14 protein-coding genes are annotated in these 23,364 nt (G+C 73.5%); 10 read left to right on the top strand and 4 right to left on the bottom strand.

Annotated elements, in window-relative coordinates; genetic code table 11:
- Nucleotides 1-200 precede the first annotated feature (200 nt).
- The 5 genes from ACK1X7_RS30425 (at nucleotide 201) to moeZ (ending at nucleotide 6,499) form a co-directional block, all read left to right on the top strand.
- A complete protein-coding gene (locus ACK1X7_RS30425; protein WP_413115886.1) occupies nucleotides 201-2,024 on the top strand; it encodes a DUF3492 domain-containing protein in 1,824 nt (607 codons plus the stop codon).
- On the top strand, nucleotides 2,021-3,316 hold the full coding sequence (locus ACK1X7_RS30420) for a hypothetical protein (protein ID WP_413115885.1): 1,296 nt from the start codon (nucleotides 2,021-2,023) through the stop codon (nucleotides 3,314-3,316). The genes ACK1X7_RS30425 and ACK1X7_RS30420 overlap by 4 nt, the downstream gene beginning before the upstream one ends.
- A 111-nt stretch (nucleotides 3,317-3,427) precedes the next feature.
- The gene (locus ACK1X7_RS30415) at nucleotides 3,428-4,480 is read left to right on the top strand and encodes an NAD-dependent epimerase/dehydratase family protein (RefSeq protein ID WP_385155260.1); all 1,053 of its coding nucleotides are present in this window, start codon (nucleotides 3,428-3,430) and stop codon (nucleotides 4,478-4,480) included.
- A complete protein-coding gene (locus ACK1X7_RS30410; RefSeq protein WP_385155263.1) occupies nucleotides 4,468-5,235 on the top strand; it encodes a spherulation-specific family 4 protein in 768 nt (255 codons plus the stop codon). The genes ACK1X7_RS30415 and ACK1X7_RS30410 overlap by 13 nt, the downstream gene beginning before the upstream one ends.
- A gap of 85 nt (nucleotides 5,236-5,320) precedes the next feature.
- Nucleotides 5,321-6,499 (top strand): adenylyltransferase/sulfurtransferase MoeZ, encoded by a 1,179-nt coding sequence (gene moeZ / locus ACK1X7_RS30405; protein ID WP_078643444.1) that lies wholly within the window; start codon nucleotides 5,321-5,323, stop codon nucleotides 6,497-6,499.
- 80 nt (nucleotides 6,500-6,579) lie between these two features.
- Here moeZ and ACK1X7_RS30400 read toward each other — a convergent pair whose 3' ends face one another.
- From ACK1X7_RS30400 to ACK1X7_RS30390, 3 genes are all read right to left on the bottom strand, one after another.
- On the bottom strand, nucleotides 6,580-8,184 hold the full coding sequence (locus ACK1X7_RS30400; RefSeq protein ID WP_385141288.1) for an alpha/beta hydrolase: 1,605 nt from the start codon (nucleotides 8,182-8,184) through the stop codon (nucleotides 6,580-6,582).
- A 135-nt stretch (nucleotides 8,185-8,319) separates the two neighbouring features.
- Complete coding sequence (locus tag ACK1X7_RS30395; protein WP_413115884.1) at nucleotides 8,320-9,828, bottom strand: alpha/beta hydrolase; 1,509 nt, start codon at nucleotides 9,826-9,828, stop codon at nucleotides 8,320-8,322.
- 143 nt (nucleotides 9,829-9,971) lie between these two features.
- Nucleotides 9,972-12,737 carry a lysylphosphatidylglycerol synthase transmembrane domain-containing protein gene (locus ACK1X7_RS30390; RefSeq protein ID WP_390792052.1) on the bottom strand — a complete coding sequence of 922 codons (2,766 nt, stop codon included), beginning with the start codon at nucleotides 12,735-12,737 and terminating at the stop codon, nucleotides 9,972-9,974.
- 219 nt (nucleotides 12,738-12,956) lie between these two features.
- On the opposite strand from ACK1X7_RS30390, the gene ACK1X7_RS30385 reads away from it, so the two are divergent.
- From ACK1X7_RS30385 to nudC, 5 genes are all read left to right on the top strand, one after another.
- The gene (locus ACK1X7_RS30385; protein ID WP_385141280.1) at nucleotides 12,957-13,346 is read left to right on the top strand and encodes an MGMT family protein; all 390 of its coding nucleotides are present in this window, start codon (nucleotides 12,957-12,959) and stop codon (nucleotides 13,344-13,346) included.
- A gap of 309 nt (nucleotides 13,347-13,655) precedes the next feature.
- On the top strand, nucleotides 13,656-16,835 hold the full coding sequence (locus tag ACK1X7_RS30380; RefSeq protein ID WP_390792203.1) for an ATP-dependent helicase: 3,180 nt from the start codon (nucleotides 13,656-13,658) through the stop codon (nucleotides 16,833-16,835).
- A 65-nt stretch (nucleotides 16,836-16,900) separates the two neighbouring features.
- Complete coding sequence (locus ACK1X7_RS30375) at nucleotides 16,901-20,581, top strand: UvrD-helicase domain-containing protein (RefSeq protein WP_413115883.1); 3,681 nt, start codon at nucleotides 16,901-16,903, stop codon at nucleotides 20,579-20,581.
- A gap of 54 nt (nucleotides 20,582-20,635) precedes the next feature.
- Complete coding sequence (locus ACK1X7_RS30370) at nucleotides 20,636-22,039, top strand: dipeptidase (protein WP_390792050.1); 1,404 nt, start codon at nucleotides 20,636-20,638, stop codon at nucleotides 22,037-22,039.
- Nucleotides 22,040-22,090: 51 nt separating this feature from the next.
- Nucleotides 22,091-23,026 carry an NAD(+) diphosphatase gene (nudC, locus tag ACK1X7_RS30365; protein ID WP_398158276.1) on the top strand — a complete coding sequence of 312 codons (936 nt, stop codon included), beginning with the start codon at nucleotides 22,091-22,093 and terminating at the stop codon, nucleotides 23,024-23,026.
- 1 nt (nucleotide 23,027) lies between these two features.
- Here the strand turns inward: nudC and ACK1X7_RS30360 are convergent, their stop codons facing one another.
- The gene (locus ACK1X7_RS30360) at nucleotides 23,028-23,270 is read right to left on the bottom strand and encodes a mycoredoxin (RefSeq protein WP_014054756.1); all 243 of its coding nucleotides are present in this window, start codon (nucleotides 23,268-23,270) and stop codon (nucleotides 23,028-23,030) included.
- Between the last annotated feature and the right edge of the window lie 94 nt (nucleotides 23,271-23,364).

Raw genomic sequence — 23,364 nt, 5'->3', positions numbered from 1 at the left:
CCCCGCACCGGCCCGTATAGCGCGTCCCAACGCGTGAATTCCCGATAGGTCACGTGCGTTCACCCCTTCCGGTGGTGCGACGGACAACCGTCCGTCGCACCGGGGCTCTGCGCGCATAACGTGCTCCCGCTGCCTGACGGCGGCCGCCGCCGGTGACGGCGGCAGGACGACGGCCCGTTTGGGAGATCGGGGGTGCGCTCATGCGCGTGGGACTGCTTACGGAGGGTGGCTATCCGTATGCGACCGGTGATGCGCGGGTGTGGTGCGACCGGCTGGTGCGCGGCCTCGCCCAGCATGAGTTCGAGGTGTACGCGCTCAGCCGCGGCCCCGGCCAGGAGGCCGGCGGCTGGGGCGCTCTGCCGCACCACGTCGGCCTGGTGCGCACCGCGCCGCTGTGGGGCGAGCCGGAGCGCCGGCGGGGCGGGCGGGGCGGCCGACGCCAGCGGCGGCGGTTCGCCGAGCACTTCGGGGAGCTGGCCGCGGCGATCAGCGCGCCTTACGGTTCCGGCGCGCCCCATGGCTCCGGCGTGCCCGGCCGCTCCACGGCCGAGGCGGACCGTTTCGCCAATGGTCTCCACGGCCTCGCGGACCTTGCCGCGGAGTACGGCGGGCTGTCCGCCGCGCTCCGCTCCGAGGACGCCGTAAGGACGCTGGAGCGGGCCTGCCGCACCCTCGGGGCGCCACACGGCGCCCACCAGGTGCGAGTCGCCGATCTGCTGACCGTCACCGAGGCGCTGGAGCGCGCGCTGCGCCCGTTGTCGCTCGACTGGTACGGCGAGGGCGCCGGAGGCGATCCGGGGCTGTCCGGGGTGGATCTGTGCCACGCCGCGACCGGCGGCGCGGCCCTACTCCCCGGGCTGCTGGCCAAGCGCCGCTTCGGCACACCGCTGCTGCTCACCGAGTACGGCGTCCGGCTGCGCGAGTGCTATCTGGCGGGCGCGGCGGGCGGACGGCCGCTCCCCGGGCCCGTACGGACCCTGCTCGCCACGTTCCACGGCCGGCTGGCCGCCGAGGCGTACGCACGGGCGGATCTGATCACCCCGGGCAATACGCATACGCGGCGCTGGCAGGAGCGGTGCGGCGCCGACCGGGAGCGGCTGCGCACCGTCTACCCCGGCATGGACGCCGCCCGTTTCGCCGAGGTCGGCGAGCAGGGCGCGGCCCCGTCCGGCGGCGACGACCGGACGCTGGTGTGGGTGGGCCGGATCGAGCCCCCCAAGGACGTCATCGCCCTGCTGCACGCCTTCGCGGAGGTGCGCAGATGGCAGCCGGACGCCCGGCTGAGGATCATCGAGACCCGGCGCGGCGAGGATCCGGGGACGGACGGCTATCCGGCCCACTGCCGGGCGCTGGCCGAGCATCTCTTCCCCGACGAGGCGGCGGACGCCCACTCCGCCGGTGACAACCCGGTCTCCTTCGAGCGGCTCGGCGACCCCGAGGTGCCGACCCTGGCCGACGCCTATGGGGCGGGCTGCGTGGTGGTGCTGTCCAGCGTGGTCGAGGGCTTCCCGGTCGGGCTGGTCGAGGCGATGTTCTGCGGACGGGCCACGGTGTCCACGGATGTGGGCGCGGTGTGCGAGGTCATCGGCGGCACCGGGCTCGTGGTGCCCCCGCGCAATCCCCGGGCGCTCGCGGATGCGTGCCTGGCCATGCTGGGCGACCCCGAGCGCTGCGCGCGCCTGGGCGCCGCCGCGCGCGCCCGTGCGCTGGAGCTCTTCACCGTCGAGCAGAATGTCGCGGCCTTCCGAGGGATCTATCTGGAGCTGATGTCGCACTGCCCGGTGCCGCGCGAGGAGGTCGGTGAGGGCGGCGGGCCGCTGCCGTTCGCCCGCCCCGCCGAGGCCCATGTCCCGGGGCGCTGGACCGCGGGCCGCGACGGTGACGGCTTCGGCCACTGGCTGCCCGGCCCGCTCGCCTCCCGCTCCGCCCCGGAGCACACCCCCACCTGGGCCGCCCCAACGCCCACCGCACCGCCGCGTGAGCCGCTGGGCGTGGGCCCGCGGCCGTCCGAGGAGGGCGCATGACCACGCCTCCCCGGTGGAACGGCCCGTTCGATCCGGCCTCCTCCGACCGCGGCCTCGGCGCCCTGTCCGGGGTCCGGGTGCCGGTCTCCCGGCGGCCGGACGAGGCGTCCGCGCGCACCGGCGGCGGGAAGGGACGGCGGGGGCCCGCCGATCCGGTGCGGGCGCTGATGCACCACCACCACGACCTGTGCGCCCGCGCCGTCGACCCGCTGGAGATCGCCGCCGGGCTGGAGACCCACGGTGTGACGGACCGCACCGCCGCACGCTTCCGGCACCGCGATGTCTTCTCGCTCGCCGAGGAGCTGTACGCCCGGGTGCCGCGCGCCGAGGAGCCCGCGCCCCCGGCCGCCCCCGCGCCGGGGCGCGCACTGGCGGCACGCATGGCGCTCGGGGCGCTGTGGCTGCTGCCGGGCGCCCTGTGCGCGGCGACCGCCTTCGCCGCCCTCCGCGTCGATGCCATCCGTAAGGACGCCACCATCGGCCTCGCCGTGGGCGCGGGCGGCGCCGCCCTGACGGTCATCGCCCTGTGGCTGTGCCTGCGCCGCGGGCCCCTGCGCGTCCAGGGGAGCGGGCGCGGAGGCCGTATCGCGTACGCCCTGGGCGTCGGCTGGCTCCTCGGCCATGCCGCCGTCGGGGACTGGCTGCTCACCGGGCTCCTCGACGGACGCCGTCCCTACGAAGCGGCGCCCGCGGCGCGGGCCGCCGTCCTCCTCGCCCTGGCCGTCGCGCCCGCCGCGTGGTGTGCCCGCCGGCTCGCCGTAAGGGCGCGCCGCAGGCTGGCGGTCAGCCGTGGGCTGGAGGAGTTCGCGGCGGGGGTGCGCCCGCTGTTCGCGGGTGTGGTGATGGCCTTCCTCTGCGGTCTGGCGGCCCTGGTGCTCGCGGCCCGGCTCACGGTGCCCGGATCACCCCCCGCCGCCGCGCCGCCCTCGATGGCCGAGGCGGCCGTCGTGGCGCTCTGCGCGCTGCTGTTCCTCGCCCGGCTGCTCGCCGTCCACGGCTTCCGCAGGGCCGCGCTGACCGGCACCGCCGTGGCCTGCGCGGTACAGGCCGCGGCCCTGGCGACGGCCGCCGCCGCCCGGCTGCCGGGCGGCGGGCCGCTCGGCGCGCCCGTGGCACGGCTGACCGCCGCCCACGGCACGGCCGCCATCCCCGCGGCCGCCTGCGGCGCCGCCGCGCTCGCGCTGCTGATCCACGCGTTCGGCGCCCTGTGCCGGGCCTCCGCCCACGGCGGCCCCGGCGCGCGTACCCGTACCGCTCGTACCACCGGCACCGCCCCGAACCGCGCCCCATAAGGCGCGCACCGAACCCGCCACCCCCCGTCCTTCCCCCTCACTGAGTCCGAGGAGCAACCACATGAGCTGCGACACGACCGATCAGCGCGCCCGTACGGGGAGGCGCGACCGATGAGAGTCCTGTTGCTCGGATCCGGCGGATTTCTCGGCCGCTATGTCGCCGAACACCTGCTTGCCGACCCCGCCGTCCAGCTCACCGCGCTCGGCCGCGGCGATGACGCCGATGTGCGGTTCGACCTCTCCAACGGCAGCCCCGGCGCGCTCACCCGCTTCCTCAACGCGGTCCACCCCGGCGTCGTGATCAACTGCGCCGGGGCGACCCGCGGCGGGGCGCGCGAGCTCACCCGGCACAACACCGTCGCCGTGGCGACCGTCTGCGAGTCACTGCGCCGCAGCGGCTGCGGCGCCCGCCTTGTCCAGATCGGCTGCTCCGCCGAGTACGGGCCCTCGCAGCCCGGCTCGTCGACCGCCGAGGACGCCGTGCCGCGCCCCGGCGGCCCGTACGGCGTGAGCAAGCTCGCCGCGACCGAGCTGGTGCTGGGCTCCGGTCTTGACGCGGTGGTGCTGCGGGTCTTCTCGCCCGTGGGGCCCGGCACTCCGGCAGGTTCGCCGCTGGGGCGGCTCGCGGAGGCGATGCGGCGCGCGATGCAGTCCGGGGAGAGCGAGCTCAAGCTGAGCGGCCTCGGCGTACAGCGCGACTTCGTGGACGTACGGGACGTGGCGCGGGCGGTCCACGCGGCCTCCCTGTCGGCCGCGCAGGGCGTCGTCAACATCGGCAGCGGGCGCGCCGTACGGCTCCGCGAGGCGGCCTCCGTGCTCGCCAGGGTCGCGGGCTTCGGCGGCGCCCTGCACGAGATCGACGCCCCGCCGGGGCGCGTCCCGGCCGCCGCCGGCCATATCCCGGCGCCCGCCCACCCCCATGGCACGGCCCACGCCCATGCCACCGCCCACGGCCACGCGCCCGCTCACGCCCAGGCGGCGGCCGAGCACGGCGGCGTCCCGGGCGGCGCCGGCAACGCGACCACCTATCCCTATCCGGACGGCTGCGGCAGTTGGCAGCAGGCCGATGTGCGCACCGCCCGCGACCGGCTCGGCTGGCGCTCCCGGATCCCACTGGAGGAGTCGCTCGCCGACATCTGGATGGAGGCGGCATGTCGCATCTGATCCCCGCGGGCCCCTCGCGGGACGCCCGGGCCACCGCCGACCGGCTGGGCTTCGGAGTGCCCGGCTACGCCCACCCCCTGGTCGCGCCCACCGAATGGGCCGAGCTCACCCGCCCCGGCACGCCCCTGCACTGGGCGGTCCTCAATGTCTCCCGCGGCCCCGGCACGAGCAGGGATCCGCACTGCCTCACGGCGGCGTCGAGGCTGCGCGCCACGGGCGTACGGGTGCTGGGCCACCTCGACCTGCGGTGCGGCACCCGCCCCTTCGGCGAGCTGATCAGCGACGCGAACCACTTCCTGGACTGGTACCAGGTCGACGGCTTCTGTCTGGACCGCTGCCCGGTGGACCGCCCCGGCCTGCCGGACGTCCGCCGTACGGTGGCCACCCTGCGGGCGCTGCTGGGCGGGGCGTATCTGGTGCTCGGCCAGGGCATCCACCCGCATGAGGGCTATATGGAGCTCGCCGATCAGCTCGTGACCTTCCGGGGTTCATGGGCGGACTACCGCTGGTCCCAGGTGGCCGAGTGGACGGCGGGGTATCCGCCCGAACGGTTCTGCCACCAGGTGCACGGCGTTCCCCGCCGCCATCTCGAGGAAGCGCTGAGGATCGCCCGCTGGCAGGGCGCGGGCACGATCTACTTCACCGACCGTACGGCCCACCCTGAGGGGCGGACCTGCGCGGATTCCCCCTGGAAGGCCCTGCCCGGCTACTGGGACGAAATCGTCTCGCGACTCGGACCACGTGTCATGGAATGAGATGGGGCGTGGCAGTGTTACGAGAAGAAAACCTCCCCGCTCACGCGGGGGTGAACCGTTTGCTCCCTTCCCTTACGGAGTCCCCGTGTCGCTGCCACCGCTGGTCGAGCCGGCTTCCGAGCTCACCGTCGACGAGGTCCGCAGGTACTCACGCCATCTGATCATCCCGGATGTCGGGATGGATGGGCAGAAGCGGCTGAAGAACGCCAAGGTGCTCTGTGTGGGCGCGGGCGGCCTCGGCTCTCCGGCCCTGATGTACCTCGCCGCGGCCGGCGTGGGCACGCTCGGCATCGTGGAGTTCGACGAGGTCGACGAGTCCAATCTCCAGCGCCAGATCATCCACAGCCAGGCGGACATCGGCCGCCCCAAGGCGGAGTCCGCCCGTGACTCGGTCCTGGGCATCAACCCGTATGTCAACGTCGTGCTGCACGAGGGCCGCCTCGAGGCGGACAACGTGATGGAGATCTTCTCCCAGTACGACCTGATCGTGGACGGCACCGACAACTTCGCCACCCGCTATCTGGTCAACGACGCGTGCGTGCTGCTGAACAAGCCGTACGTGTGGGGCTCGATCTACCGCTTCGACGGCCAGGCGTCGGTCTTCTGGTCCGAGCACGGCCCCTGCTACCGCTGCCTGTACCCGGAGCCCCCGCCCCCCGGCATGGTCCCCTCCTGCGCCGAGGGCGGCGTGCTGGGCGTGCTGTGCGCCTCCATCGGCTCGATCCAGGTCACCGAGGCCATCAAGGTGCTCACCGGCACCGGCGACCCGCTGGTCGGGCGTCTGATGATCTACGACGCCCTGGAGATGACCTACCGCCAGGTCAAGGTCCGCAAGGACCCCGACTGCGCGGTCTGCGGTCCGAACCCGACCGTCACCGAGCTGATCGACTACGAGGCGTTCTGCGGTGTGGTGTCGGAGGAGGCCCAGGAGGCGGCGGCCGGTTCGACGATCACTCCCAAGCAGCTCAAGGAGTGGATGGACGACGGCGAGAACATCGACGTCATCGATGTCCGCGAGCCGAACGAGTACGAGATCGTCTCGATCCCCGGCGCCCGGCTGATCCCGAAGAACGACTTCCTGATGGGCGGCGCCCTCCAGGACCTTCCGCAGGACAAGAAGATCGTCTTGCATTGCAAGACGGGTGTCCGGTCGGCGGAGGTTCTGGCCGTCCTGAAGTCCGCGGGCTTCTCCGACGCCGTCCATGTGGGCGGCGGCGTGATCGGCTGGGTCAACCAGATCGAGCCCGACAAGCCGGTCTACTGATCTCCTGACGCACCGCGCACCAGGGGGCCGGACCGCCGCACCGGCGGCGGGTCCGGCCCCCTTGCCGTTCCATGAGCCCCTTACCGGCAGGTCGTGCCGCCCGCGGGCACCTTCCCGTCCAGCAGATAGGCGTTCACGGTCTTCGTCATACAGGCGTTGCCGCTGTTGTACGCGCCATGGCCCTGCCCCTTGTAGGTGACCTCGACGCCCACGCCCTGGCCCAGCTCCTGGACCATCTTCCGCGCCCCCTCGTACGGGGTGGCCGGGTCGCCGGTGTTGCCGACCACGAGGATCGGCGCCGAGCCCTTGGCGCTGACGTCCGGGGTGTCCGTGGTGCCGTCCACCGGCCAGCCGGTGCAGCCGAGCAGGCCCCAGGCCAGATACTCGCCGAAGACCGGTGACGCCTTACGGAAGCGCGGCAACTGCGCCTTCACATCGGTCACCGTGTAGCGCTGCCTGTCGTCCACGCAGTTGATGGCGGCATTGGCGGCGTTGATATTGCTGTAGTGGCCGTCGTCGTCGCGGCCGGACATCGAATCCGACATGGCGAGCAGCAGATTGCCCTCGTCGAGCTGCATCGCCTCCTGAAGCCCGATCGTCAGATACTTCCAGCTCTCCTTGTCGTAGAGCGCGGCGGCGATCCCGCCCAGCGCCCCGTCCTGGGTGAGCTTGCGGCCGCTCTCGGTGGACAGCGGCTTCTTGTCGAGCCGCTTCAGGAAGTCGACGATCCGGTCCGTACCGGCCGCCGGGTCGCCGCCGGTCGGGCAGGCCGCGCCCTTCTTGGCGCAGTCCTTCAGGTAGTTGTCCAGCGCGAGCTGGAAGCCCTTCGCCTGGCCGTAGGAGCCCTGCTCGGGGTCCTCGGTGGGGTCGACCACGGCGTCCAGGACCGCGCGTCCCACCCGGCTGGGGAAGAGATGGGCGTAGACGCCGCCGAGTTCGGTGCCGTAGGAGATGCCGAAGTACGACAGCTTGTCGTCGCCGAGCACCTGCCGCATGAGGTCCATATCGCGGGCGGCGCTCACGGTGTCCACATGGGCGAGCACCGTGCCGGAGCGCTTCTGGCAGCCCTTGATGAACTTTTTGGCGTCCGCCATCGCCGTCTTGACCTCGGCGTCGTCGTCCGGAGTGCCGTCGACGGAGTCGGAGGCGTCGATCTCCTTGTCGCTCTGGCAGGTCACCCCGGCGCTTTCCCCGACCCCGCGCGGATCGAAGCTCACCAGGTCATAGCGGGAGCGCAAGGTGTCGTAGTCGGCGGCGAAACCGGGGAGCGAGGAGACACCGGAGCCGCCGGGTCCGCCGAAATTGAAGACCAGGGAGCCGATGCGCTCGCCCGGCCCGTTCGACTTGGCGCGGATCATGGCCAGATCGATCGTCTCGCCCTTGGGCTTCGCGTAGTCCAGCGGCGCCTTGAGCGTGGCGCATTCCCACTCATCTCCCGGCTTCTCACCGGTGCCCTGGATCGCGGTCGGGGCAGGGCAGGACGACCAGTTGAGCTTCTGAGCGGTGAGCGAGCCGGGCAGCCCGGAGTCCGAGGGCGCGGCCGGGGCCGGCGCCGAGGGCTTGGCCGACGCCTTGCCCTGCTCGCTTCCCCCGTCTCCGTCGCAGCCTGCGACGGCGATGAGGGCGACCATGGCGGTCATGGAGACCAGCGCCCTGGTCCGTATGGTGCGTGGGGAACTCGGCATATCCGGAGATCCTATGAGGAGGCGGGGGCGGAATCGTCCGTACTTCTTCTCAATGCCATCACGGTTCGCGGGGCGGCGGGTCCGGGCGCGGACCCGGGGCTGGGCCCTGTCCCGCGAAGATCCGCCGGACAGGGCCTAGCCGCAGACCGTGCCCTTCTGCGGCACCTTGCCCTGGAGCAGATAGGCGTTGACGGTCTTTCGGACGCAGGCGTTGCCGCTGTCGTACGCCCCATGGCCCTCGCCCTTGTAGGTGAGCTCGACCCCGACCCCGGGGCCCAGCTCCTTCGCCATCCGCCCCGCGCCCTCGTACGGGGTGGCCGGGTCACCGATGTTGCCGACGACCAGGATCGGGGCGGACCCCTTGGCGCTCACGTCGGGTGTGGTCCAGGCGCCGTGGACCGGCCAGTCGGTGCACTGCGTCAGGCCCCACGCCATCATGTCGCCGAAGACGGGGGAGACCTTACGGAAGGCGGGAAGGTTCCGCTCGATGTCCGCGACCGTGTAGCGCTGCTCGAAGTCGGCGCAGGTGATGGCGGTCAGCGCGGACTGAAGGGTGCTGTAGCGGCCGTCCGGGCCGCGGCCGTTCAAGGCGTCGCCCAGGGCCAGCAGGATCCTGCCGTCGCCCTGCTGGGCGCCCGCGATCCCCTGGGTGAGGTATTGCCAGTAGTCCCGGGAGTACAGGGACTGCGCGATACCGCCGTCGGCCAGGGACTCGGTCAGCTTCCGGCCGCCGTAGCCGCGCACCGGATGGCTGTCGAGCCGCTTCAGCAGGGAGCGGATCCGGGGCTGGGTGGGGCAGCTATAGACGCTGCTCTTGGTGCATGCCTTCAGATAGTCGCTCAGGGCGCGCTGAAATCCCTTGGCCTGGGCGAGCGCGCCCTGTTCGGGTGTCTGCATGGGGTCCACGACTCCGTCGAAGAGGGCGCGCCCCACCTTCATCGGATACAGATGGGCGTAGACGCCGCCGAGTTCGGTGCCGTAGGAGACGCCGAAGTAGTGCATCTTCTTGTCGCCGAGGACGCGCCGCATGAGGTCCATGTCGCGGGCGGCGTTGGTGGTGCCGACGTAGGGCAGGATCGTGCCGGAGTTCTTCTCGCATGCGGCGGCGTAGGTCCTGACCCGGCGGAGCTGGCTGTTCACCTCGGCCTTGTCGTCCGGGGTGGAGTCGGCGGCGTAGAAGGCGTCGAGCTGCCGGTCTCCCAGGCAGCGCACCCCGCTGCTGCGGCCGACCCCGCGTGGATCGAAGCTGACCAGGTCGTAGCGGGTGCGCAGTTGCTTGTAGCCGTTGGCGAGGGCCGGGAGGGTGGCCACGCCGGAACCGCCGGGGCCGCCGAAGTTGAAGATCAGCGAGCCGATCCGGTGGCGCTGGTCGGTGGCCTTGGCGCGGATCATGGCGATGCCGATGGTCCGGCCGTGCGGCTTGCGGTAGTCCAGCGGCGCGTGGAGCGTCGCGCACTCCCACTGCCCGCCCGGGGCCTTGGTGGCGGCCGCGTCCTGGCTCGAGGAGGGGGCGGGGCAACTGGACCAGTGCAGCTTCTGATGGGCCGAGGTGTCCGGCCGTCCGCCGTCGCCACCGCATCCGGCGGCCAGGACGGCCAGCAGCAGGGCGGTGGACAGCGCACCGAGGCGCAGAGGTCGGGACACGGCGGCCCTCCCGGGGGTGGCGGCGTATCGCCATCCTGCGGGCGGCGGGCGCCCGGCGCGCGCACAGCGGGGGCGTACGGGTGAGAGGGGAGGCCGGGCGGCCGGGTGCACGCAGGAGGGCTCCGGCGGGGCGTCCAGGGCCCCTACAGCGCCTCTCTGCGGGTGAGGTGGGTGAAGGCCACCCAGCCGGGCAGCACCGGCAGCCAGAAGACCATCAGCCGGAAGAGCAGCACCGCGGGCGCGGCGGTCTCGTACGGCAGCCCGGCGAAGGTCAGACCCGCGATCAGGGCGGCCTCGACCGCGCCCACACCGCCGGGGGTGGGTGCCGCCGACCCCAGGGCGTTGCCCGCGAGGAAGACGACGGCGATGCTCGCGTAGCTCAGCTCACCGCCGAACGCCCGGATCGCGGAGTCGAGGCACATCACGTTCGCCGCGGTCAGCAGCAGGGTGCCGCCGATGCCGGTGAGCAGCTTCTTGGGCCGCTGGAGCACGTCCAGCATGCGCGGGACGACGCCCGCGAACAGCGACCGCACCCGGGTGGACACGAACTTCCGCAGCACGGGGATCGCGGTCACCACCAGGACCAGCACGGCGGCCGTCAGCAGCCCGGCGATCACGGTCCGGGACGGCGAGAGCGCCGGGGTGCGCTCGGTGCCGGTGATGTAGCCGAAGGTCAGCAGCAGCACGATATGGCTGGCGAGCCCGAACAACTGGGAGGCGCCCACACTGGCCACCGCGAGCCCCGGCCGCACCCCCGCGCGTTGCAGGAAGCGGGTGTTGAGGGCGACCCCGCCGACCGCCGCGGGCGCCACCAGCTTCACGAACGAGGCGGCGACCTGCGCCAGCACCGTCCGTGGCAGCGGCACCTTCTCCGGGACGAAGCCGAGCAGGCTCAGCGCCGCGGCCAGATAGGTGAGCGCGGAGAAGACGAGCGCGAAGATGACCCAGATCCAGTTGGCCTCGCCCACCAGGGCGCCCAACTTGAGATGGGTGAACTGGGACAGCAGGAAGTACGCGGCGAAGGCCCCCGCGCAGAAGCTGACCAGGGTGCGCGGCTTGATGCGCTCCAGCCGCTCGGGCTCTATCGGCGCCTGTGGCCTCACCAGCAGCACCTGCTGCCGGATCTGGGAGAGCAGATCCTCCTCGCGGGCGTCCTCCAGGGCCTCCTCTATGGCGCGCTTCTCCGCCTGCTTCTCGGCCTTGCTGGTCCTGCGGTCGCTGGTGGCCGCCTCCGCGGCCCCGGCCTCCTGGGCGCTCGCTTCCTCGGCCTCCCGCGCCTCCTTGGCCTCCTTGGCGGCGTGTGACGCCTCCAGGACGGCATCCCGCTGGCGCTGGGCGCGCTCGCGCGCGCGCTGCCGCAGGGTCGCGCGGGTGCCCCGGCCGAGCGCCAGGGGCTGGAGCAGCGGCAGGCTGTCGGCGACCGCGTCCGGGCCGAGGACCGCCACCGCGGCGGCCACCGAGCGCTCGGCGCCCACGCGCAGGCCCAGGGTGGTCAGCAACTGTGCGACGTCCATCCGCAGCACCACGTCACCGGCCGCGATCTCACCGCCGCGCAGATCGGTCAGGATGACCGTGCCGTTCCGGTCCACCAGCAGGGCGTCGCTGTCCAGCCGCCGGTGGGCGATGCGCCGCGACTGGAGCGCCTGGACCTCGTGCCAGGCCCCGGCCAGCAGCTCGTCGGTGATCGCCTCGTCCGGCAGGGCGTGCAGCGGACGCCCGCCGACATGCTCGTAGACCAGCATCACGGCGTCCGGGCCCAGCTCGGAGGTGGCGATCAGCTTGGCCGCGTTGGCCCCGGCCGCGATGGCCGCGTAGGCGAGCAGCGCCTCCTGCTCCAGGGCCTGGCGCAGCGACTGGAGGCTGCGGGGCGGGGTGATCGTCCGCAGGGTCAGCCGCTGCCAGACGCCGTAGAAGAAGCCCTGGGCCTGCTGCTCCCGGTCGACCACGGTGACGTCCAGGGGAGGGCCGTCCTCCAGGGTGACCAGATAGCGGCGGCTCCGGTCGCCGTGGCCGCCGTGCTCGTCCTGGGGCTCCTCGGCGCGCATGGCGCTGACCGGGTTGAAGCCGACGCGGCGCAGCCCGGCGAGCAGGTTCTGGCCCGTGGGGCGCACATTGGGGGAGCCGACCGCGTAGAGCGTGCCGTAGGCCACCGTCCAGCCGATGAGCACCGTAAGGATGATCGCGAACGGTGTGGTGTAGCCGCCCACGAGCACCGCGAAGGCGTCGAGCAGCAGTACGCACCACATGGCCACCCGCCAGCGCGGGCGCCGGGCCATGCCGACGGCCGTCATATAGGCGATGACGGGTGCGAGATAGCCGTGGACGGGGTCGCTGAAGGCGCCGCCGGGTGCGGGCTGGGTGAGCGCCTCGTGGATCGAGCCGGGGGCGGCTCTGGCGACCCACAGGTCCGTGGCGAGGGACACCCCGTGGGCCAGCACCGCGGCCAGCACGCCGTCGGCGATCCGCAGCCCGTCCCGTTTGATCAGCCGCTCGAAGGCGAAGGCCACCGGCAGGACGAGGACGGCCACCCCGGCCGTGAGGCCCGCGAAGTCGATCAGGAGTGGGGGCGCCTGGTTGGCGCCGTGCCCGATGTCCTTCTCCAGGCCCGCGGTGGTGCCGTGGGCGAAGGCCGCGATGGCCAGGACGACGGCCATGCCGAGGACGCCGAGCAGCAGCCGCAGCAGATCGGCGGGGCGGTGGACACGGGCGGACAGCAGCGGCTCGTCCCCGGAGACCCGGTCCACATGGCCCTCCGGTCCGTCCGGGCCGCAGTCGTCCCCCGCCTCCGGGGGCTCCTGCCGGCCGCCGGACGGCGCCTTGGAGTGCGGCAACGACTCCGGGGTGCGGGCCTCCTCCTCCGGAGGCTGCGCACCCTGCTGCTTCGCCGTCTCTTCTTGATCTCGTATCACCAGTCACCGCCCGGAAGATGGTGGCATGCCCGGGCTGCGGAGGGGGGCATCAGGGTGCATTTCGGGGACGTGGACCCCGAATGGTACGCCCTGCTGATGATTCCCGCACAATGCGTGATCGAACCGCAACCCGCCCCCGCGGGCCCCTCGACACCGCTCATGGGGCGCTCGGCGCGGCCGTCGGCCGGGCTGTCGGAGGGGTGCGGCAGGATGGGGCGGATGAGCCGGGAGAGCAAGGACAGCAGGGAGCCGGGGGACGGAGAGGGCGCCGACGAGCTGCCCGAGTACGCCGAGCGGGTGCTGGACGTGGCCGAGTCGATCCCCTCCGGCCGCGTGATGACCTACGGGGACGTCGCGGAATGGCTGGAGGAGGGCGGGCCGCGCCAGGTGGGGCGGGTGATGGCGCTCTACGGGGGCGCCGTGCCGTGGTGGCGGGTGGTGCGCGCGGACGGTGTGCTGCTGCCCGGCAGTGAGCTGCGCGCTCTTGACCACTACCGCGAGGAGGGCACCCCGCTGCGCGAGGCGGCGCGCTCGGCGGAGGGCCATGTGCCGCGGATCGACATGGCCAGGGCGCGGTGGGACGGGGGCGGGGAGGGCCACGGCCGGTAGTGGGGCCGCATGCGGTGCGTTCCGGGGCCGCGGTGGCCGTGCCGGGGTGCGTGGAGGCGTGTGCACCGATGTGCGATGGGCCCGCGGTCGTCGTACCGGCGGTATCCACAGCCATACGGGTGAGGTCCCGTCGTGCATGAGAGGCTGTCCCGCACCCAGCCAACCCACCAGGACCGGCGATCCAACGTGAGCTCCTCCCCCCCGTCCCTTCCACGGCAGCGGCAGGCGCGGCAGCCCTCCTCACGGCAGTCGTCCTCGGGCGTCTACCGCCTGCTCCGTCATCGGCCGGAGCCCGGATCCCTTCCTGTCCTGGACGCACGGCAGCGCGCTGTGGTTGAGCATCGGGGCGGCCCTTTGCTGGTGCTCGCCGGGCCGGGTACGGGCAAGACGACGACGCTCGTGGAGGCGGTGGCCCGCCGGGTGCGCGAGGGCGCGGACCCCGAGCGGCTCCTGGTGCTCACCTTCAGCCGTAAGGCCGCCGTGGAACTGCGCGACCGCATGGCCGCGCGCCTGGGCGGCGCGAGCGCCCCACGGGCCACGACCTTCCACTCCTACTGCTACGCCCTGGTCCGCGCCCACCAGGACGTCGATCTCTTCGTCGATCCGCTGCGGCTGCTCTCCGGACCGGAGCAGGACGTCGTCGTCAGGGAGCTGCTCGCCGGGCAGGCCGAGCTGGCGCGCGAGGGCCGGGCCTTCGTCCGCTGGCCCGACGAGCTGCGCGCCTGCCTGACCACGCGGGGCTTCGCCGACGAGGTGCGCGCGGTGCTCGCCCGCAGCCGGGAGCTGGGCCTGGGCCCACGGGCGCTGGGGGAGTTCGCCGAGCGCACCGGGCGCCCCGACTGGTCCGCCGCGGCCGGTTTCCTCGCGGAGTACCTCGACGTCCTGGACGCCCAGGGGGTGCTGGACTACGCGGAGCTGGTGCACCGTGCGGTGCTGCTCGCCGGGCGGCCGGAGGTCGCGGCCGAGCTGGCGGGGCGGTACGACGCCGTGTTCGTCGACGAGTACCAGGACACCGACGTGGCGCAGGGCCGGCTGCTGGGGGCGCTCGCGGGCGGCGGCAGGACCCTGCTCGCCTTCGGCGACCCCGATCAGTCGATCTACGCCTTCCGCGGCGCCGACGTGGGCGGCATCCTCCGCTTCCGCGAGGACTTCCCGCGGGCGGACGGACGGCCCGCCGACATGGAGGTCCTCACCGTCTCCCGCCGCTCGGGGGCCGCTCTGCTCGCGGCCACCCGGAGGATCGCCGGCCGGATGCCGCTCACCCGGCTGCCCGCGCGAGCCGTAAGGGCGCATCGGGAGCTCGCGGCCGTTGGCGGCGGCGGTCGCGTCGAGGCGTACACGTACCCCACCGCGGGCGCCGAACTCGACAACGTCGCCGACATCCTGCGCCGCGCCCATCTGGAGGACGGGGTGCCTTGGCGTGAGATGGCCGTCCTGGTGCGCGCCGGGGGGCGCTCGATCCCCGGTGTGCGCCGGGCGCTCACCTCGGCCGGCGTCCCCGTCGAGGTGGACGGCGATGACATCCCGCTGCGCCATGAGCCCGCCGTGGCCCCCCTGCTCACCGCGTTGCGGGCCGCCGCCACGGCCGCGCTGCCGGACAGCGGCGGGCTGTCCGCGGTCCTCGGCGTCGAGACCGCCCTGACCCTGCTCACCTCGCCCCTCGGCGGTATGGACGCCGCTGATCTGCGCCGCCTGGGCCGTGCGCTGCGCGAGGAGGAGCGGTCCGCCGGACGCGCGGTGCCGCGCCCCTCCGACGTCCTGCTCGCCGAGGCGCTCGCCGAGCCGGAGCGGCTGGCCGTCCACGACCCGGCGTACGCACGCGGCGCCCAGCGGCTCGGGCTGCTGCTGCGCACCGCCTGGGAGGCGCTGGCCCGGGGCGGCACCGCAGAACAGGCGCTGTGGCAGTTGTGGGACGGCACCTCCTGGCCCGGCCGGCTGGAGCGGGCCGCGCAGCGCGGCGGCACCGCCGGGCGGAACGCGGACCGCGACCTCGACGCGGTGTGCGCGCTGTTCGAGACCGCCGCCCGGGCCGAGGAGCGCACCGGCGGCCGCGGCGCCCTCAACTTCCTGGAGGAGATCGACGCCCAGGACATCGCCGCCGACACCCTCTCCCGCCGGATGGTCCGCCCCGACGCGGTACGGCTGATGACCGCCCACCGCGCCAAGGGGCTCGAATGGGCTCTGGTGGTCGTCGCGGGGGTGCAGGAGGGGCTGTGGCCCGATCTGCGGCGGCGCGGCTCGCTCCTGGAGGCCGACCGGATCGGCCGGGACGGGCTGGCCGAGCCGCTGCCGCCGGGCGCGCTGCTGGCCGAGGAGCGGCGGCTGTTCTATGTGGCGGCGACCCGCGCGAAGGAGCGGCTCGTGGTCACCGCCGTCAAGGCCGCCTCCGAGGACGGGGACCAGCCCTCCCGTTTCCTCGCCGAACTGGGCGTCCCGCCCACCGACGTCACCCAGCGGCCGCGCCGCCCGCTGTCCGTCGCCGCGCTCGTCGCCGAGCTGCGCGCCACCACCGTCGACCCGGACGCCTCGGAGGCGCTGCGCGACGCCGCCGCGCGCCGGCTGGCGCGGCTGGCGGCGCTGCGCGACGAGGAGGGCCGGCCGCTGGTCCCGGCCGCCCATCCGCACCGCTGGTGGGGGCTGCACGAGCCGACGCACAGCGAGGTCCCGCTGCGCGACCGGGACCGCCCCGTGGCGCTCTCCGGCAGCGCCCTCGACCAGCTCGTCAACACCTGCTCGCTCCAGTGGTTCCTGGGGCGCGAGGTGAAGGCCGACGCGCCCTCGACGGCCGCCCAGGGCTTCGGCAACGTCGTGCACGTCCTGGCCGACGAGGTCGCCTCCGGCCGCACCCCGGCCGATCTCGCGGTCCTCATGGAGCGTCTGGACTCCGTATGGGACGCGCTCGCCTTCGACGCCCCCTGGAAGTCACGGCAGGAGAAGGAGCAGGCACGGGCGGCCCTGGAGCGCTTTCTGCACTGGCATGTGATGGAGCGCGGCGGCCGCACCCCGGTCGCCACCGAGCACTCCTTCGACGTCACGCTCGAAGCCGACGTCTATAAGGTGCGCATCCGCGGCAGCATGGACCGCGTCGAGACGGATGGCGAGGGGCGTGCCTACGTCGTCGACTTCAAGACCGGCAAGCAGGCCGTGACCCGCGGCGATGTCGAGCACCATCCCCAGTTGGCGGCCTATCAGCTCGCGGTGCGCGAGGGCGCCGTCGACGACCTCTTCGAGGGCGGGCGCCCCGAGGCGGGCGGCGCGGAGCTCGTCCAGTTGCGGCAGGGCGCCGCCAAGAAGGACGGCGGCGATGACGTCCCCAAGGTCCAGGCCCAGGAGCCGCCGGACGGGGAGTGGGTGGGGCAACTGCTCGCCACCGCGGCCGGGCGCGTCCTGGACGAGCGGTTCACCCCGACCACGGGCGACCACTGCGAGCGCTGCGCCTTCCGCGGCGCGTGCAGTGCCCGGGCTGAGGGGCGCCATGTGGTCGACTGACGCATTCGCGTATCGGGCCCGGACTCCGGGGCGGCCGCCCGCCGGAGCGGCGAGGGCGGCGGGGCATGTCGGTGGGCACCGATAGCCTCACTGGAGTGTCAGCCCGCATCACCGATCCCGAGGAGCTCAAGGAACTCCTCGGGATCCCGTTCACCCCGGAGCAGGTGGCGTGCATCACCGCACCGCCCGCCCCGCAGGTGATCGTCGCGGGGGCGGGCTCCGGCAAGACCACGGTGATGGCCGCCCGCGTCGTCTGGCTGGTCGGCACCGGACGGGTCGCGCCCGACCGGGTGCTCGGCCTCACGTTCACCAACAAGGCCGCCGGAGAGCTGGCCGAGCGGGTCCGTAAGGCCCTCGTCACGGCGGGCATCGTGGACCAGGACCCGGATCCGGGCGGCACCGAGGAGGCCGCGGGCGAGCCCGTCATCTCCACGTACCACGCCTTCGCCGGACAACTGCTCAAGGACCACGGGCTGCGCGTCGGCCTGGAGCCGAGTGCCCGGCTGCTCGCCGACGCCACCCGCTTCCAACTCGCCGCACGGGTCCTGCGCTCGGCCCCCGGCCCGTACCCGGCGCTCACCCGCCCCTTCTCCGACCTGGTCACCGATCTGCTCGCACTCGACGCCGAGCTCGCCGAGCACCTCGTCCCGGCCGGGCGGCTGCGGGCGTACGACACCGAGCTGCTGCGGACCCTGGAGGGGGCGCGGCTCACCAACGAGGCGCTGCGCAAGGTGCCCGAGGCCGCCCGCGCCCGCCAGGAGCTGCTGGGCCTGGTCGAGGCGTACCGCGAGGAGAAGCGGCGCCGCGATCTGCTCGACTTCGGCGACCAGATCGCCCATTCGGCCACCCTGGCCCTCGACCACCCGGAGGTCGGCCGGATCCTGCGCGAGCAGTTCGCGGTCGTCCTGCTCGACGAGTACCAGGACACCTCGGTCGCCCAGCGGCTGCTGCTGTCCGGGCTCTTCGGCGGCGGCACCGGACACCCCGTCACCGCCGTCGGCGACCCCTGTCAGGCCATCTACGGCTGGCGCGGCGCCTCCGTGGCCAACCTGGACGACTTCCCCGAGCACTTCCCGCACGCCGACCGCCGCCCGGCGGCGCGCTTCGCGCTCAGCGAGAACCGGCGCAGCGGGGGCCGCCTGCTGGACCTCGCCAACGGGCTGGCCGCCCCGCTGCGCGCGATGCACGAGGGTGTCGAGGCGCTGCGCCCGGCGCCCGGCGCCGAGCGGGACGGAGCGGTGCGCTGTGCGCTGCTGCCCACCCACGGCGAGGAGCTGGCCTGGCTCGCCGACTCCATCGCCCATCTGGTGCGCACCGGCACCCCGCCCGGTGAGATCGCGGTCCTGTGCCGGACGGCGGGTGACTTCGCGCTGATCCAGGGCGCCCTGGTGGAGCGGGATATTCCGGTGGAGGTGGTGGGCCTGTCGGGGCTGCTGCATCTGCCGGAGGTGGCCGATCTGGTGGCCGTCTGCGAGGTCCTCCAGGACCCGGGGGCCAACGCGGCGCTGGTCCGTCTGCTCACCGGGCCGCGCTGGCGGATCGGCCCCCGCGACCTCGCGCTGCTCGGCCGCCGCGCCCGCGCGCTGGTCTTCCACGGCGGGCCGGACGGCGCGGAGGACGATCCGGACCTACGGCTCGCCGGGGCCGTCGAGGGCACCGACCCCTCCGAGGTGATCTCCCTCGCCGATGCCCTCGACACCTTCCTGGAGGCGGGCGGCGGCCCGGACGACGGGCTGCCCTTCTCGGCCGAGGCACGGGTCCGGTTCGCCCGGCTCGCCGCCGAACTCCGCGAACTGCGCCGCTCGCTGGCCGATCCGCTGATGGACGTGCTCCACCGGGTCCTGGCCACCACGGGCCTCGAGGTCGAGCTGTCCGCCTCACCGCATGCCCTGGCCGCCCGCCGCCGCGAGACGCTCGGCAACTTCCTGGACGTCGCGGCCGCCTTCGCGGGCCGGGAGGGCGGCGCGGCCGTGGAGGGCGAGGCCACGCTCCAGGGCTTCCTCGGCTTTCTGCGCACCGCCGCGCAGTACGAGAAGGGGCTCGACAACGCCCTCCCCGGCGGCGAGAACACGGTCAAGGTGCTCACCGCCCACAAGTCCAAGGGACTGGAGTGGGATGTGGTGGCGGTGCCGGGGCTGGTCGCCAAGCAGTTCCCGAGCGAGCAGTCCCGCGAGTCCTGGACGGCCAACGCCAAGGTCCTGCCGCATGAGCTGCGCGGGGACGCGCGGACCCTCCCGGACGTCACCGCCTGGGACAGCAAGGGAATCGCGGCCTTCAAGGACGCCATGAAGGAGCATCAGCGGACCGAGGAGCTCCGGCTGGGCTATGTGACGTTCACCCGGCCGCGGTCGCTGCTGCTGGGCTCCGGCCACTGGTGGGGCCCCACCCAGAAGCGGCCGCGCGGCCCGTCGGCCTTCCTGGACGCGCTGCGCGAGCACTGTGAGGCGGGGCACGGCGAGGTCGAGGCATGGGCCGAGCCCCCGGAGGAGGACGCGGAGAACCCGGCCCTGCGGGAGTCGGCGGCCGACCGGGCCTGGCCGCTTCCGCTGGACCCGGCCGCGCTGCGCCACCGGCGGCGCGCCGCCGATGTGGTGCTCGCCCATCTGGCGCGCATCGAGACGGCGGGGGACGGGCCGACCGCGCATGACGGGGGGCACCGCTCGGCCGACCGGGACCCGTTCCCGAGGCCCATGGACGATCTGGAGCCGCTGGAGGAGCCTGAGCCTCTGGACGGCCCGGAGTGGCCAGAGCCTCCGGAGGACCCATACGAGGACGCGGACGCGTACGGCGACGCGGCCGAGGACCCGTACGGGCCATATGAGGACGAGCCGTATGGCGATGGGTCACACGTCGATCCTTACGGCGCGCCGGAACCCGATGTGCCGGATGTCACGCGAGAACCGGCCGAGGACGAGCTGGCGCCCGAGGAGGCCCGGCTGGCCGGTTCCTGGGACCGCGATCTGGACGCGCTCGCCGGGGAACTGCGCCGCGCCCGCGAGACCGTGCACGAGGTGCCCCTGCCGGGGACGCTCACCGCCTCCCAGATGCTGCGCCTCGCCGCCGACCCGGACGGCTTCGCACGGGAGCTGGCCCGCCCCATGCCCCGCCCGCCGCGCCCCGCCGCGCGGCGGGGCACCCGCTTCCACGCCTGGGTCGAAGCGCGCTTCGAGGCGCTGTCGCTGCCGTTCCTGGGCCCCGACGAGCTGCCGGGCGGCGAGGAGGACGAGGCGGAGATCGCCGACGAGCGGGATCTGACCGCGCTCAAGGAGGCGTTCGCGCGCACGCCGTACGCCCGTCGCACGCCTTACCGCGTGGAGGTGCCGGTCCAGTTGACCCTGGCGGGCCGCATCATCCGCGGCCGGATCGACGCGGTGTACCGCGCGTCCGGAAGCGGCCCCGACGGCGGCCCGCGCTACGAGATCGTCGACTGGAAGACCGGCCGCTCCCAGGACGCCGACCCGCTCCAGCTCGCCATCTACCGCCTCGCCTGGGCCGAGCAGCACGAACTGCCCCTGTCGGCCGTGACGGCGGCGTTCGTGTACGTGCGCAGCGGCGAGGTCGTGCGCCCCGCCGGGCTGCCCGGCCGGGCCGGGCTCGAACGCGTCCTGCTCGGGGAGCCGGGCGGCGAGACGGAGGACGTGGAGGGGGTCACGGAGGTAACGGAGGTGGACGTGGCCGGAGCCGGGGGCGCGACCGAAAGTGATCGTATCGACGCCGAAACTGTCACCGAGGGCGAGCGCTCATGAGCGCCCCGGAGACCCCCGCCCTCGTCCCGCCGCGGGCCGGATAGGCTCACATGCATGAGCAACACCCCGGACACGGACAACGCCGTCCGCGCCTATGTGGACGACCATCGCGCCGCCTTTCTCGCCGAACTCTCCGAGTGGCTGCGCATCCCGTCCGTATCCGCCGACCCGGCCCGCGCCGACGACGTCCGGCGCAGCGCCCGGTGGCTGCGGGACCACCTGGCCGCCACGGGCTTCCCGGTGGCTGAGATATGGGACACACTGGGCGCCCCGGCCGTGTTCGCCGAATGGCCGTCCGGCGATCCCGACGCCCTTACGGTGCTCGTCTACGGCCACCACGACGTCCAGCCCGCCGACCGCGCGGACGGCTGGCGCACCGACCCCTTCGAGCCGGTCATCGAGGACGGCAGGCTCTACGCCCGCGGCGCCGCCGACGACAAGGGGCAGGTCCTCTTCCACACCCTGGGGATACGCGCGCATCTGGCCGTGACCGGCCGCGGCGCGCCCGCGGTGAACCTCAAGCTGCTGATCGAGGGCGAGGAGGAGTCCGGCTCCCCGCACTTCCCCGAGCTGGTCCGCGCGCACGCCGACCGGCTGGCCTGCGACACCGTGATCGTCTCCGACACCGGGATGTGGTCCGAGGACACCCCGACCGTCTGCACCGGCATGCGGGGCCTCGTCGAATGCCAGATCGATCTCCATGGACCCGCCCAGGACATCCACTCCGGCTCCTTCGGCGGCGCGGTGCCCAACCCGGCCACCGAGGCCGCCCGTCTGGCCGCCGCGCTGCACGACGCCGACCGTAAGGTGGCGATCCCCGGCTTCTACGACGGTGTCGTGGAGCTGACCGACCGTGAGCGCCAGCTCTTCGCCGAGCTGCCCTTCGACGAGGCGGGCTGGCTGCGGACCGCGCATTCGCGGGCCGCGCTCGGCGAGGCGGGGTACTCCACCCTGGAGCGGATCTGGGCCCGTCCGACCGCCGAGGTCAACGGCATCGGCGGGGGCTATCAGGGTCCTGGCGGCAAGACCATCGTGCCCTCGGCCGCCCAACTGAAGGTGTCCTTCCGGCTGGTGGCGGGCCAGGACGTGGAGAAGGTCCAGTCGGCCGTACGGGACTGGGTCGCCGCCCGGCTCCCGGCCGGTATCCGCCATGAGATCACCTATTGGGGCGCCACCCGCCCCTGTCTGACCCCGCTGGACCACCCCGCGCTCCAGTCGGTCGTCCGGGCCATGGGGCGCGCCTTCGGCCAGGAGATCCGCTTCACCCGCGAGGGCGGATCGGGCCCCGCCGCCGATCTCCAGGACATCCTCGGCACCCCGGTGCTCTTCCTGGGCATCTCGGTGCCGTCCGACGGCTGGCACGCGCCCAACGAGAAGGTCGAGCTCGGCCTGCTCATGAAGGGGGCCGAGACGGCCGCCCATCTCTGGGACGATCTCGCCGAGAACGGACGGGGATAGCTCGCTCATGTACGTAGACCACCCATTTCGCTGGGGGAGTTGGAAGCAACCGTGACCACCTGGACCGACCACGCCACCGACCGGCCGATCACGCTCGCTGCCCCGAGCGGCATCGACCGCTCCGCGCATCACCGCTTGGACGAGGCGTGGCTGGCGGCGGCGTGGAGTCACCCGACGACGCGTGTCTTCGTGGTCTCCGGCGGCCAGGCCCTGGTCGACGACACCCCGGACGGCCGCACCGAGCTCGTCATGACCCCGTCCTTCGAGGCCCCGCCCACCGAGAACCACCGCTACTTCCTGGGCACCGACCAGGAGGGCGTGCGCTACTTCGCGCTCCAGAAGGACTCCCTGCCGGGACGGATGGACCAGTCGGCACGCCCGGCCGGGCTGCGCGAGGCGGGCGCGCTGCTGTCCGAGCGCGACGCGGGGCTGCTGGTGCACGCGGTCGCGCTGGAGAACTGGCAGCGGCTGCACCGCTTCTGCTCACGCTGCGGCGAGCGCACGATGATCGCGGCGGCGGGCCATATCCGCCGCTGCTCCGCGTGCGGGGCCGAGCACTACCCGCGGACCGACCCCGCCGTGATCATGCTAGTGCGGGACGAACAGGACCGTGCGCTGCTGGGGCGCCAGGTGCACTGGCCGGAGGGGCGCTTCTCGACGCTGGCGGGCTTCGTGGAGCCGGGCGAGTCGATCGAGCAGGCCGTGGTCCGCGAGGTGGCGGAGGAGGCGGGCGTCACGGTCGGCGAGGTCGAGTACGTGGCCAGCCAGCCGTGGCCGTTCCCGTCCAGCCTGATGCTCGGCTTCATGGCACAGGCCACGTCCTCCCTGATCCAGGTGGACGGGGAGGAGATCCACGAGGCGCGCTGGTTCTCCCGGGACGACCTGCGGGCCGCGATCGAGTCCGGGGAGGTCCTGCCTCCGTCCGGTATCTCGATCGCGGCCCGGCTGATCGAGCTCTGGTACGGCGAGCCGCTGCCGCGAGGCTGACTCAGCCGCCGACCTTGGCCTTGACCTGCGCCAGGGACGGGTTGGTCAGGGTCGACCCATCGGGGAAGAGAACGGTCGGCACCGTCTGGTTGCCACCGTTCGCCTTCTCGACGAAGGCCGCGGACTCCGGGTCCTGCTCGATGTTGATCTCGGTGTAGGCGATGCCCTCGCGGTCCATCTGCCCCTTCAGGCGGCGGCAGTAGCCGCACCAGGTGGTGCTGTACATCGTCACAGTGCCGGACATCGGTCTTCGCTCTCCTCGGGGTCGTGGTCGGTGGGCAGAAGGAGAACGCTCACCCTCCGCCGGTCATTCCCGGATTCATATGACCGGAAGGCCA

This window comes from Streptomyces sp. CY-1, assembly GCF_047218265.1.
GTDB classification, from domain to species: domain Bacteria; phylum Actinomycetota; class Actinomycetes; order Streptomycetales; family Streptomycetaceae; genus Streptomyces; species Streptomyces niphimycinicus.
This window is presented reverse-complemented; position numbering and strand designations above follow the sequence as displayed.